This window comes from Colwellia sp. KU-HH00111 (genome assembly GCF_040362745.1).
GTDB lineage: Bacteria > Pseudomonadota > Gammaproteobacteria > Enterobacterales > Alteromonadaceae > Colwellia.
Window position 1 is genome coordinate 77,163 of the sequence record NZ_BAABWO010000006.1, and the last position, 17,908, is coordinate 95,070.

The 17,908-nt window shown below is 37.9% G+C and carries 17 protein-coding genes; 9 read left to right on the top strand and 8 right to left on the bottom strand.

Features of this window, described 5'->3' with window-relative positions:
* The first annotated feature begins 360 nt into the window (after window positions 1-360).
* From ABXG98_RS12165 to ABXG98_RS12180, 4 genes are all read left to right on the top strand, one after another.
* Window positions 361-1,044: a TetR family transcriptional regulator C-terminal domain-containing protein gene (locus ABXG98_RS12165; RefSeq protein WP_353538961.1), complete on the top strand. Its 684-nt coding sequence runs from the start codon at window positions 361-363 to the stop codon at window positions 1,042-1,044.
* Window positions 1,041-2,249 carry an endonuclease/exonuclease/phosphatase family protein gene (locus ABXG98_RS12170; protein WP_353538962.1) on the top strand — a complete coding sequence of 403 codons (1,209 nt, stop codon included), beginning with the start codon at window positions 1,041-1,043 and terminating at the stop codon, window positions 2,247-2,249. Before ABXG98_RS12165 ends, ABXG98_RS12170 begins: the two co-directional genes overlap by 4 nt.
* A gap of 32 nt (window positions 2,250-2,281) precedes the next feature.
* Entirely contained in the window at window positions 2,282-3,733 is a 1,452-nt protein-coding gene (locus tag ABXG98_RS12175) for an alkaline phosphatase (protein WP_353538963.1), read from the top strand.
* 107 nt (window positions 3,734-3,840) lie between these two features.
* On the top strand, window positions 3,841-4,029 hold the full coding sequence (locus tag ABXG98_RS12180; RefSeq protein WP_353538964.1) for a hypothetical protein: 189 nt from the start codon (window positions 3,841-3,843) through the stop codon (window positions 4,027-4,029).
* On the opposite strand, the gene ABXG98_RS12185 is transcribed toward ABXG98_RS12180, so the two are convergent.
* The 8 genes from ABXG98_RS12185 to ABXG98_RS12220 all read right to left on the bottom strand — a co-directional run bounded on the left by ABXG98_RS12185 (window position 4,026) and on the right by ABXG98_RS12220 (window position 12,250).
* A complete protein-coding gene (locus ABXG98_RS12185) occupies window positions 4,026-5,207 on the bottom strand; it encodes a cystathionine beta-lyase (RefSeq protein ID WP_353538965.1) in 1,182 nt (393 codons plus the stop codon). The genes ABXG98_RS12180 and ABXG98_RS12185 overlap by 4 nt on opposite strands.
* Window positions 5,208-5,367: 160 nt before the next feature.
* Window positions 5,368-5,994 (bottom strand): response regulator, encoded by a 627-nt coding sequence (locus ABXG98_RS12190; protein ID WP_353538966.1) that lies wholly within the window; start codon window positions 5,992-5,994, stop codon window positions 5,368-5,370.
* Window positions 5,987-7,120: a sensor histidine kinase gene (locus ABXG98_RS12195; protein ID WP_353538967.1), complete on the bottom strand. Its 1,134-nt coding sequence runs from the start codon at window positions 7,118-7,120 to the stop codon at window positions 5,987-5,989. Before ABXG98_RS12195 ends, ABXG98_RS12190 begins: the two co-directional genes overlap by 8 nt.
* 181 nt (window positions 7,121-7,301) lie before the next feature.
* Window positions 7,302-7,754: a DUF2141 domain-containing protein gene (locus ABXG98_RS12200; protein ID WP_353538968.1), complete on the bottom strand. Its 453-nt coding sequence runs from the start codon at window positions 7,752-7,754 to the stop codon at window positions 7,302-7,304.
* Between the two features lie 182 nt (window positions 7,755-7,936).
* A complete protein-coding gene (locus ABXG98_RS12205) occupies window positions 7,937-9,166 on the bottom strand; it encodes an ABC transporter permease (protein WP_353538969.1) in 1,230 nt (409 codons plus the stop codon).
* Complete coding sequence (locus ABXG98_RS12210) at window positions 9,163-10,323, bottom strand: ABC transporter permease (protein ID WP_353538970.1); 1,161 nt, start codon at window positions 10,321-10,323, stop codon at window positions 9,163-9,165. The genes ABXG98_RS12205 and ABXG98_RS12210 overlap by 4 nt, the downstream gene beginning before the upstream one ends.
* Window positions 10,320-11,072 (bottom strand): ABC transporter ATP-binding protein, encoded by a 753-nt coding sequence (locus tag ABXG98_RS12215; RefSeq protein ID WP_353538971.1) that lies wholly within the window; start codon window positions 11,070-11,072, stop codon window positions 10,320-10,322. Before ABXG98_RS12215 ends, ABXG98_RS12210 begins: the two co-directional genes overlap by 4 nt.
* Window positions 11,073-11,107: 35 nt before the next feature.
* Window positions 11,108-12,250 (bottom strand): efflux RND transporter periplasmic adaptor subunit, encoded by a 1,143-nt coding sequence (locus tag ABXG98_RS12220; RefSeq protein ID WP_353538972.1) that lies wholly within the window; start codon window positions 12,248-12,250, stop codon window positions 11,108-11,110.
* A gap of 356 nt (window positions 12,251-12,606) precedes the next feature.
* Between ABXG98_RS12220 and ABXG98_RS12225 the strand changes: the two genes are divergently transcribed.
* The 5 genes from ABXG98_RS12225 (at window position 12,607) to ABXG98_RS12245 (ending at window position 17,888) form a co-directional block, all read left to right on the top strand.
* On the top strand, window positions 12,607-13,446 hold the full coding sequence (locus tag ABXG98_RS12225; protein WP_353538973.1) for an SPFH domain-containing protein: 840 nt from the start codon (window positions 12,607-12,609) through the stop codon (window positions 13,444-13,446).
* A gap of 232 nt (window positions 13,447-13,678) precedes the next feature.
* Complete coding sequence (gene bepA, locus ABXG98_RS12230) at window positions 13,679-15,145, top strand: beta-barrel assembly-enhancing protease (protein ID WP_353538974.1); 1,467 nt, start codon at window positions 13,679-13,681, stop codon at window positions 15,143-15,145.
* Window positions 15,146-15,192: 47 nt separating this feature from the next.
* The gene (gene arsC / locus ABXG98_RS12235; RefSeq protein WP_353538975.1) at window positions 15,193-15,534 is read left to right on the top strand and encodes an arsenate reductase (glutaredoxin); all 342 of its coding nucleotides are present in this window, start codon (window positions 15,193-15,195) and stop codon (window positions 15,532-15,534) included.
* A gap of 21 nt (window positions 15,535-15,555) precedes the next feature.
* Window positions 15,556-15,957 carry a DUF2069 domain-containing protein gene (locus tag ABXG98_RS12240; RefSeq protein WP_353538976.1) on the top strand — a complete coding sequence of 134 codons (402 nt, stop codon included), beginning with the start codon at window positions 15,556-15,558 and terminating at the stop codon, window positions 15,955-15,957.
* Window positions 15,958-15,983: 26 nt separating this feature from the next.
* Window positions 15,984-17,888, top strand: a complete 1,905-nt coding sequence (locus tag ABXG98_RS12245) for a hypothetical protein (protein ID WP_353538977.1) — start codon at window positions 15,984-15,986, stop codon at window positions 17,886-17,888.
* Window positions 17,889-17,908 lie beyond the last annotated feature (20 nt).

Here is a 17,908-nt window from a genome sequence, read left to right on the forward strand (position 1 = left end):
CTTTTAGTGGTTATCCTTCCACAGAGTGTGCTTAGTTAACTATTGACTAAAGCAATTCAAGCTTAAGCAAAGTTGTTTACACTTTTATTACATCCTTGCGTAAATTACCCTAATTTTACACAAATAAACAGGATTAAGTCAAAAAACACACCAAAAGGTCAACTTTTTGCTTTTTAAATGCAATAGCTATAGGATTACTCTCAATAAAAAGACAATTAAATAGACCAAAAGGACAAGAATGATAGTTTAGTCGCTATATAAGTAAAATAATTGACAGTTTTGTTCATATAAAAGTTAAAAGTCATTGAAGTTAAGAATACTATGCACAAGCACTATAATTTACTAAGCAAATGATTAATAATGTGCCAACTCAATTATGCCACCGTAACTAAAAAGTCACTCTCTGTTAAAAATAGTATGAAAAACAATAATAAACCTCAAAAAATCCGAGTCGTTAGCATAGATAAAATATTGGTTGCTGCCCAAGATGAATTCATTTTACAAGGCTATAAAGGTGCTACCGTACAATCTATTGCCGACAATGCAGGTTTACCTAAAGCTAATGTACTTTATTACTTTAAAAATAAAGAAAATATTTATCATGCGGTACTCGAACAAACCTTAAATATGTGGGATCAAGGTATTGGGGATATTTTGCCAGAAGATGGCCCTAAACTTGCGATAGAAAAATTTATTCGCGCTAAAGTGACCATGTCATTTAATAATCCTAAAGCCTCTAAAATTTATGCCATGGAAATTATTCAAGGTGCTCAATATTTAAAAGATTTTGCTCGAACTTATCTTCGTCAGTGGGTTAGAGAAAAGTCAAAAGTATTTCAATGTTGGATAGACAATGGTGAGATGACCAACATTGACCCTGTCAATTTAATTTTTCTAATTTGGTCATCAACCCAACATTATGCTGATTTTGATAACCAAGTTCTCACTATAATGAACCGTGCCGATTATGAAGATGCTGATATTGAACATGTCACGCACTTTCTTACTGATTTCATTTTACGTGGTTGTGGACTTAAACAATGAAACCTTATATAAAGTTAATTAAGCCGGTGCTGGCTTTGGTATTATATAGCACGACTATCTTAGGCTCAGCAATCTCGGGGATCGCTATGGCACTAGACACACCAACTAAACTTCGACTGGCAACCTTCAATGTCAGTATGGAAGCGTTAAATTATGTTGATCGCCCATCACACGGTGAAGCAAAAGTTACAGGCAATGAACTTAGCCAAGTTCTACAGCAAAATAATCAACAAATTAAGAATATCGCCGAAATCATTCAGCGCATTAACCCTGATGTTATTTTACTTAATGAATTCGACCGTGTTGACAATAGCCATAAAAACATACAGTACTTTATCAATCACTATTTAGCTAAACAGCAACATGGTCAAGCCAGTATTGAATATCCGTATTTTTATCAAGGGGCTGTAAATACCGGTGTTAAGGTTACTCACAATGCAAGTAATAATCATGGTTTTGGTTACTTTGAAGGGCATTTTGGTATGGCGTTGTTATCAAAGTACCCTATTGATGAAAAACAGATCAGAACTTTCCAACGGTTTAAATGGCGAGATATGCCCGGCGCATTAAAACCCATAAACCCAGAAACAAACCAACCTTGGTTTAGTGAAAGTGTTTGGCAAGCACTTAGGCTATCATCAAAATCACACTGGGATATTCCCATTAAAATCAAGGGAGAAACTATTCATATTTTAGCTTCACACCCTACTCCACCAGTATTTGATGGTCCTGAAGATCGCAATGGTAAGCGTAATCACGATGAAATTCGTTTCTGGGTTGATTATATCAACGGCGAACAAGCACACTATATTTATGATGATTTAGGACAAAAAGGTGGATTAAAACCTAATCAACCCTTTGTCATTATGGGCGATCAAAACGCATCTATCATCAACGGTGACGCTATTTATAACAAAGGCAGCCAAGGTATATACGCACTTTTACATAGCGACAAAATACAAGACCCGCTACCGAAAAGTTTAGGTGGAAAACATCACGATAAAAAGAATATAAACGCACAATTTCATACCGCATATTGGGGTATGCGTGCAGATTATATCCTACCATCGGCATTAGGCTTTACCATTAAAGACGCTGGCGTATTTTGGCCAAAAAAAAATGATGATAGTTATCGTTTAATATCAAGTCGGCAAGCGTCATCAGATCATCGACTAGTATGGGTAGATGTCGAATTAACTAAATAAATCCATCAATATATATAATTTCGGAATTTACAATGAAACTTTTTATTTCTGCCATTGCCCTGTCAATACTGACAGTATCTTGTGTTAATACTGGCACAGTGCATCACGCTCAAAGCACAGCCGCTGGCACTAAGCCAACCATTAAAGCAATGCCAATAGCAAATAACGTACCTCACTCTTTACCAAGTAATATTATCATGGTGGTTGGTGACGGTATGGGGCCGGCATTCACCTCAGCTTATCGCTATTATAAGGATGATCCGGCAACTAAAGCAGTTGAAGATACTATTTTTGACCATCACCTTACGGGGATGTCTAGTACCTACCCTGCACCAGTTTCTGGTGTAGTAACAGACTCTGCTGCAAGTGCCACAGCCTTAGCAACCGGGGTTAAAAGCTATAATGGCGCTATAGGGGTGGACGTTAATAAAAAACCGGTGCAAACCGTATTAGAATGGGCAAAGTTGCAAGGTAAAAAAACCGGTGTAGTGGTAACCTCGCAAATAAATCATGCCACACCGGCTTCCTATTTAGCCCATAACGAAAGCCGAAGAAATTACAACGAGATTGCAGATAGTTATATTGATGATGGCATAAAAGCCGATTTATATTTTGGTGGTGGTTGGAAGTATTTTATTCGTGAAGATCGAAACTTAGTCAATGAGTTTAAACAAGCCGGTTTTCATTATCTTGATAATTACTCAGATTTAGTAAATTTACCCAACAATAAACCTGTGTTAGGGCTTTTTGCAAATAAGGGCTTACCTTGGGCGCTTGACGATACCAATAAACACCGTTTATCTGCTATGACTAAAACAGCGGTTCATCACCTTGTGGACCTGCAAAAAAACGATAATGCCAAAGACAATGGCTTTTTTATGTTAATTGAAGCAAGCCAAATTGACTGGGCAGCTCACGGTAACAATATCAGTGATGCTATGGCAGAAATGGACGATTTAGCGAAAACTTTGACATACTTAGAACACTTTGTTGAGCACCACCGCGATACATTAGTTGTGGTAACTGCCGATCATAGCACAGGTGGTTTTACCGTAGCAGCCAATGGCGAGTATCAATGGAATGCTAAAGATTTGCGTACAATGAACCATTCGGTAAATTATATTGCCAAACAACTAACAGTCAATAAAATCACCAGTAAAGCCGCTGCTGCGCTGTTTAATTTCACCTTAACAGAAGATGAGATGCGCCTGCTAATAGACAGCAAAAACAACGCTAAATTAGCAAACAACAAAAATATGTACCAAGACAAAAACACCTCAAGCAGCGAATTAGCCTTGTTAAAAAGCGTTAAAGCACTGTTAGATAAACGCAGCAACAGTGGCTGGACGTCTAGCGGTCACACCGCTATAGACGTACCGGTGTTTGCTTTTGGGCAACATAGTGAGTTATTTAATGGCTTACAAGACAATACAGAGATAGCGAAAAAACTCTTTAGATTACTAGGGAAAACTGATAGCCATTAATAAATTGATAGAGACTAAGCGGCATTGCATAATGGATTTACACTGCCGCTATTGATTTTCTATTCTTTTTTAATTATTGTTGCTAAAAATAATAAAAAAGTAATGTTATGAACAACGACCAACTCAGCCGTTTCACTATGCTCACCAAAAAAGTAATTAACACTAACGCTTCGCTCAGTGAACTTAAAGAGTATAAAGGCTTATTAAATACACTGAATGAGCTAGTCGAGTTAAGCCCCCTAAAAGCGATAGACAACTTTAAACACTATAATCAAACCGCAAAAGATCACCTTTAGCCTTGGGATAACACCTGATTAAAGCGTTCAAAACCAAGTGTTAAATCGTCAATGAGGTCATCAACATCTTCTAGCCCAATATGTAAGCGGATTAATGGATATTCCGCTGTCCATTTAGTTGCACTACGAATTGAATTAACACTAGTGATCCCCAAAATTAGTGATTCGAATCCGCCCCAAGAATACCCCATTTTAAAATGCGATAGCCCATCAAGAAACGCTGTCAATGCCGCCCTGTTACCACAATTCAAGGTAAACGAAAATAAGCCATTTGAGCCGGTAAAGTCACGTTTGAAAAATTCATGCCCAGGGCACGACTCAAAGGCTGGATGCAAAATAGTGTCTACTTCAGCTCGACCTTTTAACCAATTAGCCACTTTTAACGCACTTTCTTGATGTTGTCTTAGTCGAACACCAATAGTTCGAATACCCCGTAAAGCAAGGTAAAGATCGTCAGGAGAGGTACACTGCCCCATTAAATAACTGTTATCGCGTAATTGCGGCCAATATTGCGCTGTTGCTGTTGCTGTGCCTAACATCACATCAGAGTGACCAACAATATATTTAGTTGCTGCTTGCACGCTAATATCAACACCGTAGTCAAAGGGCTTAAAGTTAATGCCAGCGCCCCATGTATTATCAAGCATGACTATACAGTTATGTTTATGAGCAATTTGACAAATCGTAGGAACATCTTGAACTTCCATGGTGATTGAACCAGGAGACTCTAAAAATACAATACGAGTATTATCTTTAATTAGATCTTCAATATCAGCGCCAATTAATGGATCGTAATAACTTGTTTCAACGCCCATTTTGGATAAAATTTTATCGCAATAATCACGGGTTGGCTCATAAACACTATCAACCATTAAAATATGATCGCCACTTTGAACAAAAGACAAAATAGCATTAGTAATAGCAGCCGTGCCTGATGGGTACAAAGCACAACCTGCTCCGCCTTCTAGCTCGGTCATAGCGTCACTAAAGGCAAACGCTGTGGTAGTGCCACGACGCCCATACACCATGGTTTGGTTATTGCGGTTTTTTAGGGCATTGTTCATTTCTTCAACGCTATTAAAAACCACTGTTGAAGCACGAGTTACACTTGGGTTTACTACGCCATTAGTCCACTTAGCTTTGCGGCCTGCCGTAACAATTTTAGTATCTTGTTTCATGTATCTTAAACACCTAGGTTAAATGCACATTTCATAAATAGCTATCTAGCCATCTAAAACTTAAAGCTATTTATACCTTGAATTTAATTATTTATCACCTGTTATCTTATTTATAATAAAAAGAAATCAATCTATCTAATTACTCTTATGATTATTAAAACTAAACTAGCCCTTGATTAAGTGCTATAAGCACAGCTCGAGTACGATCACGGGTATTTAATTTAGCCAAAATATTAGAGACATGATTTTTTACTGTGCCTTGGGCTAAAAAAATACTACTGGCAATTTCTTTATTAGAAAGCCCACCCGCAATCAGCTTAAGAATTTGTTGTTCTTTCTCTGTTAATTCTTCAATCACAGGAGAGTCTATCAAGCCTTGGTTAAGTTGTTTCATCACTACAGGCTCGGCAACAAAGCCGCCATCGGCTAGCGTTTTAACTGCATTTACTAGCTTGTCTAATGACACATCCTTTAATAAAAAGCCATTTGCCCCGGCTTGAAGGCTTTGCATAAAAAGTTCACTGTCATCAAACGTCGTTAACATTAAAATGGGCAGCTTATTACCTTGCGCGCGCAAAATTTTAACTAGTTCAATACCATTAACTTTAGGCATGCGAATATCAAGCAACATAACATCAGGTTTTTGCTCATTATTATTCAATTTATGCTGAGCATCTTCGCCGTCTTCGGCTTGCCAAATAATAGACAAATCGTCACAAAGTGATAATAAGCCTGCAATGCCTTGTCTAACGAGTTGTTGATCATCTACTAATGCTACCTTAATCATAACAATCCTCTACTCTCAATTGTAAGGTGCTACCATGTGGCCCACCAATAAGTTGTACCGTACCATTGAAGTCAGCTAAACGCTCTTGCATACCCGTTAAGCCGCTACCAAACTCAGCACTTTTATTCGTGTGAAAACTACAACCATTGTCAATTAATTCAATCACCAAGCGCTTACCATTTTGTTCACTTGAAAGCGTTAATTGATTGGCTTTACCGTGTCGAAGTGCATTACTAATACCTTCTTGCAAACAAAACATTAGCTGCTGCTTGAGACGCAATGAATTAATACTCAGGGGCGACTCAATAGTAAGTTGGCAATCAGGTAGTTGATTAACTAGGTTGTACAAACTAGCGGTTAAATCAAACTGTTCTTTATCACGCATTTCTTTAACCACATGGCGAACATCTGTTAACAGCGTTTTGGCTAACTTCACGTTATCTTGTAACATAGCTTTGAATTCATCGGGCACTTTATGGCTAGCAACTTCTAAGTTTAACGACAATGCGGTTAATTGGTGACCAATTACATCATGTAAATCACGAGAAATACGTAAACGCTCTTGCTTTTGTGATGAAGTTTTTAACATGTATCGTGTTGCCAACAACTCTTGATTAATAGCCGCCAGCTCTTCTTTAGCTCGCTCCTCTCTTAAAATGGTTTCAATGGAAGAAAACCCAAAAATCTGTAACATAAAAAAGATAGTGACATGAAAAAAAGTATTTATAAACTCACCATTAAAGACTAAGCTAAAATGCACAATAGCAATCACCAGCATTAATACCAGCGCGTGTTTACGTCTAAACATTGATGGTAATTGCGTTGCAATCAATACTAATAAAATAGCTACCACACGATATTTATCTTCATAAATTAGCGGCATGATTATCATTAATTGGCAAATTATTATTACTTTATTTCGTAGCTCATGATCCCCCTTTTTAGAAGCAACCACTTTTGCAAATAAAAGATAAAAGCTGATGAACCCCGCTAATTTTAAAAAAAATTCAACATTAAAATCAAGGCGACTTAACGATAAAAAAGTCACTATCGACCAAGTTAAAAAACCGGAAATATGTAATAGCCAATTTTTACGTAATTCTTCTGGCACATTTGATGTAATCATATTTTCGTCTCTGTAAATAAATAACCCCGATTGATTATCATGGTATCTAAACAATGAGATCATTCCAGCGGGGTGTTAGGCTTGAATCCAAACTAAAACTCCTTGGGTTATCGACAACAGACTTCGACGACGCTACCAAGGAGCTTCTGAGTAACGTGCATAGGCACGTAATTAACTGATTTTAATGCAATTCGATTTCAATTGCTGTACTTTCTTTAATAGTGAACTTTGCATCAGTATATTTTGGCGCTCCAAACCTACCACCATTATTGCTAAAACCGTACCCTTCTTTTGGGATACCCAAGAGATTAAAATCTAGCTTGCTATTATCATTTTCATCTTGATACATTTTAATTGCATACTCTCCGTTAGGTAAGTTTTCAAAAACAACAAATGCTTGCTCTTTATCTGCTTTCACCTTGGATGAATAGCTCGCTTTACCACTAGCATATGATGCTTGGTCAACATAAAGTGCCACCAGTAAGTGCCCCTTTCCTTCTTCAACATCACTAATGTTAACCGTTAAATCAGCCGCTACTGCATGCTGACTAAACACAGTGATAATTGATAATGAGCCGATAGCAGTCAAGAGTAAGCTTGTGGCAGATAAAGATAATAATTTTTTAAACGTCATGGTAAATCCTTAATATAGCGTTGTTATGTTTGGGTTATAGTGTTAACTCATTATTGTGGATGAGTGTTTTAATTCACCATTAGTGTAAATAATTGAGCGTTTGAATAAAGGTGCCAAAAGTCATGATTACCTAAGAAAAAAACCATGACTTTTGGCAAAAGCTGACCATAGCTTAACAATACTTAATCGCGCAACGCTTCAGTAACAGGAAGTCTCATTGCTTTTAAAGCAGGCAACAGCCCTCCGAGCAAACCAATTAACACTGCTAATGACATCGCTTGTGCAATCAACACTAGGTGAATATCAAAATTAAACATCATTTGACTCAAACTACTGGCATTTTGCGTGGCTGCGGTCCAACCGTCAAAAGCAAGGTATAGCGGCAAAATGCCTAACCCCCCTCCAACAACGGCTATTAAAACAGCTTCACACAGTATTGATATTGAAATAGCTAAGGGGCTAAAGCCAATGGCTTTATGGGTAGCAATTTCCTTACTTCGACTCGCAATAGCTGCATACATAGTATTAAGCGCTGCAACCATAGCGCCTAATGCCATAACCACCGCAACAGGAAAACCCAACCAACGAATAAGTCGGGTTAAATCCTCAGCTTGATCGGCAAAAAATTGCTTTTCTGTGATCACTCGAACATTCAAGCGAGGATCATCTTGCCATTCTTTTTCAAGCGTCGCTAAATCATTGATATTATTTAATGCTAACCGGATAGACTGAATGGTATTGCCACGCTGATAATCACTTTGTACTATGCCGATATCTGCCCAAAGCTCAGATTCAAACACACTGTTATCATCTGAAAAAATGCCACTAATTTGCCATTGAGCCCCACCCAAAGTAATCGTTTTGCCAACACTCAACTCTGGCATTCTGCGGGCAATAGCTTGACCGATAAGAAGCTGCCTGATACCAGAAGAGAATAGCTTACCACGCTCTAGCTTAAAGTTAGGCCTGAACAACAGTGTTGTTGCACTTATTCCTCTAAGCGCCAAACTCGTTGTAACCTGATCATCAATACCCGCTTTAAAATTCACCTCTGCATTCACAAACATCTCAGCAGAAGCCATCGCTTGTCCTTGAGCATTTCGAGTGATTTTTGAATTATTAGCTAAAATATTCATTTCAACAGGAAACATTACACTTTGTAACTCTGACACCGCCCCCGCACGCATGACTAAAATAGTATTGTCCAAGCCTGTTTTATGTAAGGTTTTCATCATCCCCTCTGTCATGGCTAAAACACTTAAAATTACAGCAGTGACACAGGCAATACTTAAAATACTCACTAATGATGCAGCCAAGCGTTGTGGAAAACTTTTAAAATTAATAATGGTTAACGCTTGAGCTTGCTTAATATGAATAAAAAACTGCACAAGAGCATTTGATAAATAACTCATGACTTGCCTCCTAAGGTTTCACTGATAGCAATACCATTGATTGTGATGGCAGGGAAAAAACTGCAAAAAGCCGCAGCAATATTAACTAATGACAAAACCGTGATGTAATGTGCCGATGTAATATATATTCCTGGTAAAAAATCACCAAAACCTTGTTTAACATAAACTAATAGAACACTTGCTAATACGGTACCTAAGGCCGCACCAATCCCTATTAATAATAACGATTCACAATAAATACCCCTGATCAGAGCTGAAGATGAAAAACCAAGGGCCTTCATCATTGCACTTTCATTTAATCGTTCACGACTTGTTTGGATCATGGTGTTACAAACAATTAGCAGCAAAGTAAAGAATACGGCTATGACAACAATATTAATGACCATCGCCATATCAACAAATTGTTGTGCTTGCTCTTTAATAAAAACTTGCTCTGTTGTTGTTCTTGTTGGGCTATTTGAATGTGCAAACAAATCATCAATTGATTTAATCACTTGCTCAACATTTTCGTGCACCGCTATTTTCGTTGAAAGCCAACTAATTGAATGACTAGCATAAGCCCTACCTTTGTCAAAATAAGCATGTTGAAAGAATATCTTGTTATTATCGCCTGCTGTTTTTGTACTCTGGTAAATACCTGAAACAACAAATTCCCAACTGAAAGAGCCGTTTTTATTCATCCAAATAGATGAGCTTAGCGGCACTTTATCACCAACACGCCAACCGTATTCCTTAGCAATGGCGTGGCCAATAATGATTCCAGTACGTGCTTTTTTCCAGCTCGCTAATTGTTGCTCAGGTATGTGGTATTCATCAAACAACTCAAAATAACTTGTATGGTCAACAGCCGTAACTGCTAATTGATTTTTTTCATTTTGATAAAAGCCGCCAAACCATGAAGCGAAAGTGACTTGCTCAACGCCATGAAGTGTTGCAATTTTTTGTTGATAATTAATTGGCAATGACCGTGTTAATGATATTTTGTGACTAGTGATTAATCGATATTGGTTAATGTTACTAACACTAGCCGTTAAAGCATGGTTAACTCCTGCTAGCGTTGTAAATAAAAAGAAAGCTACCATCACCGAAAGACACGTTAAGCCAAAGCGGATTTTCTTTCGCAAGCTATTACGCCAGACTAACAACCATAAATTCATGCGCTTTTACCTACTAAAACGTTATCTAAGGCTAACGCTTTATTTTCAGGTTGTTCTTTATTTTTTGCTAGAAGATACGACTCAAGATCAATCACTCGAGTTGCGTAGTCTGCGGCCTTAATATCATGAGTAACCATCACAATCGTTTTTCCTGAGTCGCTGTTTAGCTTGGCGAGGAGCGCTAAAATTTCATCGGCTGTTTTGCGATCTAAATTCCCTGTGGGCTCATCACATAATAATATTTGTGGGTCACTAACAATGGCTCTAGCAATAGCAACCCGTTGCTCCTGCCCCCCTGATAATTCTTTGGGGTAATGGTTGGCACGTTCGCTCATGTTCACTAATTGTAATGCCATACTGGCATGTTGCTTACGCTGTTTTTGATTTAATGGTGTTAATGCTAACGGTAATTCAACATTGCCTTGGGCACTTAATACCGGTAATAAATGATGCGATTGAAAAACAAAACCAATATTGTCTGCGCGCCATTGTGTTAATTGCTTTTGGGACAAATTGTCGATACGTTGGTGACCAATATAAATTTCCCCCTGTGTTGGTTTATCTAAACCGCCCATTAAATGTAACAAAGTACTTTTTCCTAACCCCGACGGCCCCATAAGCGCGACAAACTCGCCTGACTTAATGGTCAAATTAAAGTCATTGTGAACAACAACCGTGCTATCCCCTTTTTGATAACTTTTGTTTATCGCCTTAAATATAATATCGGTATTCGAATTATCTGAATTCATTATTTTTTCCTTAATAATCATGTTGTGGTTACAAACTATAAACTCGCTATATTCGCTTCAGTAGCTTTGCCAGACAGCGTACTTTCGCCGATAAAACTTACTTTTACGCCCATATCTGGCAAAATTCTCGGATCAGTTTCAAAGAATTTTACTCTGACTTTTATGCTCGCTTTTTGGCGGTTTGCAGTAGGAATTACCGCAACTACTTCACTGTTAATAGACCATTGAGGGTAAGCATCTAATTTGGCAATCACTTTTTGTCCTGCAAAAACACGGTTGATATAGCTTTCTCCCACTTCTACTTCGATTTCTAATGAGCTCATATCAACAATCGTGCCGACACCCGTACGAATAAAACCACCACCAGATGATCCTGCAGAAATAAGCTCGCCTACTTGAGCATTTTTACTGATCACCACGCCATCAAAAGGTGCTCGAATTTTATGCTGATTAAGTTGATATTGCGCTAAAGCCACTTTATTTTGAGCTAAGCTTACTAACGCCTGTTTATTTTTAACTTGAATAGCCAATTGCGCATGTTTAAACTGACTATCTTCGAGTAGTTGCTCGCTAATGAGTTGTTGCTTTGCCAATGATTCGTTGCGATTAAATCGTTTAGTTTGCTGCTTGAATAGCAGATTTAATTCGTCAAAACCTGCTTGCTTTGCTGACAACTCTGCTAGCGCTAATTGATGCGCAATCACGGCTTGCTTGTCGTCTAGCTCAGCCAAAACATCTGACTGATTAACTCGTTGTCCTTCTTCTATATGAAGTTGTTCAAGCTTTCCTGTTACCCGAGATGACACTGTTGCTATGCGCCTAGCCACAATATGACCGCTAGCATCAAGTACTGTGCTATGACTTATTTGATTAGCGCTATTTTCTTTCGTTGAATTGAGCGTTGTTGAGGTGGTTTGTGACGACTTGGTTATTGCTAATTTACCATTAGCAATTAATGGTTCCGTTTCACTTATTTTGGCAGCAGCTAACACTTGAGCATTGTCACCATTATTTTCAGGGGCAAACATAGCTGCACTTACATACAATATGCTAGCGCTAAGACCCAGTAAAATTAAACCATTTGGCACATAAGCAGCATGCCAAAGGCTTTTACGTTGTGGTTTGCGGTCAATTTTCAGTTGAGAAATATCAAGGGATTTACTTTTGGGCTGTGGCATTTCATTCTCCTACAAAGTTTGTAAAAGAATAAGGAGATTGTTAATTCGCTAACAGTGCCAAAAGTCACGGAAGGAATACATATACGCTTTTGGCACAATTAACTTTAATAACAGCGATACCAATTATTGAAAAAAGCGTCTATTCAGGTACACTGACTGAATAACATTGAGTAAAAAAGAGTATGGAAGCTAGTTAAAATTTAATTGCCATTTTGCCGCCATCCTTCTTGAGAAATAACTCACAAAACAAAAACCATATAGACTGTGCCTAGTGGCTCAGTCCAGCAGGGCATTTAGCTCTCATGCTTAGACAAGAGATAAATGTTTAGCTGTTAGATTTCAATCGAGTATAAATTATGTATCAAAGAAATAATCCTGTGGTGGGTACACTTGCAACTTTTGCAGTATTCGCCGTTGTAATAGGTGTTTCACTAACATCTTGTTCAAATCCGCGCACTCCAGCTGGACACGAAGGTTATATTTCAGAAAACCCTAGGGTGTTTGGTTCTGGCGGCTATAAAGGGACTTTATCTGGACCAAGTAATTTTGGTGTTTCTTTATGGCGAAACGAAGCTATAAACATAGATATAAGGCCAAATACATACACAGAAACTTTTCAAATACTTGCTAAAGATGACTTAAATATCAGTTTTAATTTCCATGCTGTTATATCAATTAAGCAAAATACTATAAAAACAGTGGTTGAAGAGTATGGAGCGGAAAAATGGTTCTCTAGGTTTGTAAGAGAACCATTTAGAACTTTTGTACGAAATTCAGTGCAAAAATACAACAGTAGAGAGCTAAAAGTTAATCGAGACGCAATATCAAACGAGGTTACTTTAAAATTAAATGACTACCTTGCTGGTTCGCCATTTAATTTAAAGAGCGTTGTTGTCGGTAATATTAATTATCCTGCAATAGTTGCGACAGCTGTAGAAAAAAAATTAGCCGCGCAGCAGTTACTTTCTGAAAAGTCTACTCAAAAAGAAATAGCTAAACAGGACGCTGCGATTAGAGTCGAGGAGGCAAAAGGGATTGCGGAAGCACAAAAGATAATTAATACAACGCTTACAGTAAACTATCTTCAACATGAAGCTATCAATGCACAATTAGAAATGGCTAAATCCCCCAACCATACTACAGTATATATTCCGGTTGGAACCAATGGTATTCCTTTGGTGAAAGGCACTAAATAAATTTAATAAGCCCCCCGATATTATGGGCGGTCTGATCAGTAGCACGTTACTTTTTTTAACAAGATTATTTGAGACTATTCTAGCATTTTCTTAACGTAACTATTATCATTTAAATAGTAAAATTAGCAACTTAGTAAATTAGTTACATAAAAAGTCAACACAACTGAGAATCTTTTAGTAGTATTATGGTCGAACAATACATTCATGATTATCGACTTTACAGGATCTAACTTTGTTTAACATTAAACCCCTATTGTTACGGTGTATTATTAGTACCGCAATAGCTAGCACCATCACTGTTGATGTTAAGGCAAGCAGCTTAAATAATAAAAACAAACTACCTGACATAGGGATTTCAGGCTTTAGTGTCTTGTCCTTAGATAAAGAGCGACAAATTGGTAAAGCAATGATGCGTCAACTTCGTGCTAGCCAACCTTTAATTCAAGATCCTGTGTTAATTGAGTATATTAATCATTTAGGCAATCAATTGGTTAAAAATGCTCAAGACGTTAACTATGCTTTCGAGTTTTTTCTCATTAATAATAACGAGCTAAATGCCTTCGCATTTTTTGGTGGTCATGTTGGTATTCATTCTGGCTTACTTACTACTGCTGATAATGAAAGCGAACTGGCGTCGGTAATTGCTCATGAAATATCGCATGTAACTCAACGCCATTTAGCCCGTCGTTTAGAATCTCAAAGCAATGCCCAAGCGTTAAATATGACAGGGGTAATATCAAGCATATTGATTAGTTTAATCAACCCTACAGTGGGCATGGCAGCATTAAGCGCGTCTATAGCGGCCTCTCAGCAATCGAGTATAAATTATACCCGAGGGAACGAAAAAGAAGCAGATAGAGTTGGCATTGCTTTATTAGCCAATAGTCAGTTTGATCCACAAGGCGCACCTAGCTTTTTTAGCAAAATGTCTGAAAAATATCGCTACGTCAGTAAGCCACCTGCAATGTTACTAACTCACCCTTTACCGGAATCACGCATTGCCGACGCTAGGCAACGTGCTCATAATTACCCAGTAAAACATTTACCCCCTAGTTTAGACTTTGAACTAGCGAAAGCTCGAATACAAGCTCGTTACCAAAACAGTGCTCAAGACAATATCGCCTATTTTAAACGGCAGCTAAAACAGCAAAGCTATAGCCTGAAAGCGGGCGCAGAATATGGGTTAGCTTTATCATATTTTGAACATAAACAATTTCAACAAGCTAAAATCTTGTTAGAGTCATTAAAAGCACAAGATAATAACAACCTGTTTTATATTGACGCCTTAACGGATGTCTATCTGGCATTAAAAGAATACGATGTCGCGTTATCTATGCTCGAGCCTTTAACTCTACTTATGCCAAACAATCAAGTAATTAGCCTAAATCATGGTAACGCGTTACTAGAGTCTAAACGCTACCAACAAGCAGAGCTAGTACTGCAAGATTTTTTATTAGTAAACCCTGAGAATTATATAGCCAACGACCTATTAACCACCGTTTACAGGAAGCAAAATAAAAAAGGGCTAATGCATATCACTAAAGCAGAAGTATTAGTATTATTAGGCGCATATAATAAAGCTATAGATGAGTTACAAACTAGTTATGATTTTGTTGAAGACCAGCCACTTTTACAAAAAAGAATTAAAGCAAGAATATTGCAAGTTCAAGAACAAGAAAATAAACTTAAGCGTTTATAATTAATCACCTTATAATCACCCTCAACCTATAATTTAAGAAGCAAGCTATGTTAACTATTTATCATAACCCACGTTGTTCAAAAAGCCGTCAAACTCTTGAGCTGTTGCAAGAAAACACCAAGCAAGAGCTAACCATTATCGAGTATCTGAAAACGCCCCTAAGCCAAGAAACAATAGTGCAACTGCTAAAACAGTTAAACTGCACACCGCTCGAAATGATGCGAGTAAAAGAAACCGAATTTAAAGAGCAAGGTCTAAAAGGTGCAGATGACAATACCTTAATTGCCGCCATGGCTGCCACACCAAAACTAATAGAACGTCCAATTGTCAGTAATGGGAATAAAGCGGTCATCGGCCGACCGCCAACAAACGCACTCGTTTTTTGTTAAATGATAGGCAGTAATCACTCGATGAATACCCAAAGAATATCAACCACTAATTTAAAGAAAATGGCCTTATTTGGATATTTTTCTTTACTTGTTTATATGCCGTTATGGCTATTGGTGTTATCACCTAGTAGTAGCTTGGGTACAACCACTACACTAATTTTGTTTACCTTACCCTTACTCTTTCCATTGAAGGGACTTTTACAAGGTAATCCTTATACTTATGCCTGGGCTAACTTTATCGTATTGATTTACTTTTTACATAGTTTAACCACTTTATGGGTACTCCCTAGTGATATCATTTGGGCTGTATTGGAGCTATTTTTTGCTACGACCATGTTTATCGGTTGCAGCTATTATGCAAAATACAGGGGACAAGAACTTGGCCTGAGTATACGTAAACCCAAAAATGAACCAACTAATTAACTTTAATTTTTAAAAGGATGTAAAGCATGACATTAAAACGCTATCTCTATAGCTCAACACTAATCTCAACATTATTATTAACGGCTTGTGGTGGAAGCTCTGACAACTCATCTATACCGTCTGTTGAACCTTCAGCGCAAGATGCTATTTTACAGTTAGAAAGCAATTTAATGATTAACCAAGGTGTTGACTTAGTTTTATATTATCCTGATGACGAATTAGGTAATATACATTGGCAACAAACCGCTGGAGCAAGTGTTGCCCTACTTGCTGATACCAGTAAAGTAGTAGGCTTTACCCCAACAAGTGCAGGTGATTACAGCTTTGAAGTGAGCTTTAATAAAAATGGCGGCGCTTTACAAACGATTACTAAGTCTATTACTGTTTCCGAAGAATCAAGCCCAATCACTGCTCGGTTAGCCCATGAAGTGGCCAGTGAAAACAAAGTATCCCTTCGAGCTCAGCTAGGTATCAATACAGATAACAGCTCTGTTAAATGGCAGCAAGTAGCTGGGCCAAGTGTGGGTCTGAGCACATCAACAACACAAGGCGAGTTGGCCATCTTTTTTGATGCGCCAAAAGTAACTAAAGATACTTACCTTAGCTTTGCTGCATCAGTAACCTCACAGGGAACACAGTACACAGACACTGTTACTGTATTAGTTGAGCCTGCGGACAACATAAACAGCAATGCTTATTTCGACACACGCGTGGCAGAAGTGTTTGCTTATAATGAAAACAGCCCTTATAAAGCAACTTTAACTGATTGTGTGTATTCTAATTCACTGACCAGTTCATGCACTCTAAGTAAATTACCACTAATAGCAAGTGAAGTACAAAATTCAAATAGCACCCCCAGTATTAACACTATTATGGATAGAGTCGTTGTTTCACACCAATGGATGGGCGATCGGTTTAAAGCGTTTTTAGAAAATAATGATCCCCACGACGATATTAAAAATTTATTGCGAGCAACAACTGCCATAGTGATTAGTTATGATGTTAGACCATCATTTTATTGGGCTGCAACCGGTGCTATCTACCTAGATGCAGACAATTTTTGGTTAACTGCACAAGAGCGAGATACCATCAATGAAGCGCCAGATTTTCGCGCTGATTTTGGTAATGATTTACAGTTTGTTATGCCATGGCGTTATGTCAAAGAAAACGCGTATGCTTCTGCCTATATTCCATCGCATATTCGCTCTGATCGTGCAGCAAGTGCAGGTTTATATCGGTTAACATCTTTAATGTACCATGAACTAGCTCACGCCAATGATTTTTTCCCAAGCACTGAGTGGTATAGTCATTCAGCACAAACACGGATATTAGATGCAGCGCTAAGCACAGATTTTGAATCAGATCAGTTATCGGTAGCTATGCCATTAACAAGTCAAATTATGCGGGATTTGGCACAAGTCAGTTTTGCGGGTGTTGACGCGAACAGTACGCAAAAATCATATTTGCCTGCTGATGTTGAAACATTTTTCAGCGCAGATAGTGCCACTGACTTTTATGCCTATTCAAGTTTACGTGAAGATTATGCGATGTTATTTGAAGAGTTAATGATGCAAAAGCGTTTTAATATTTTCAGAGATGTTGCCATTACCAATCAACCTACGGGTTCCAACGTAACCGGCCAAGATTATATTGTGACTTGGGGGCAACGTGGCAGAATTGGCGATACGAAAATTAAGCCGAGAGTATTATTTAGTGCTAAGCGTGTATTACCTGAATTTGATAGTGAGAGCGCTTTAGCTGCAGTCGCCGACCCGATCAATATGATAATAGGTGAAAACTGGGTCAATAACTTAACCATAAGCCCAGCGCCAACCAGTGGGTATAAATTAAATAAAACTGAGCACGTTATTCCACAACAGGTTCAGCCTAGATTTAATCAGTATTATCAAAAAGCATTGCCTAAGCACTAAAAATTGAGAACAGAGCTATA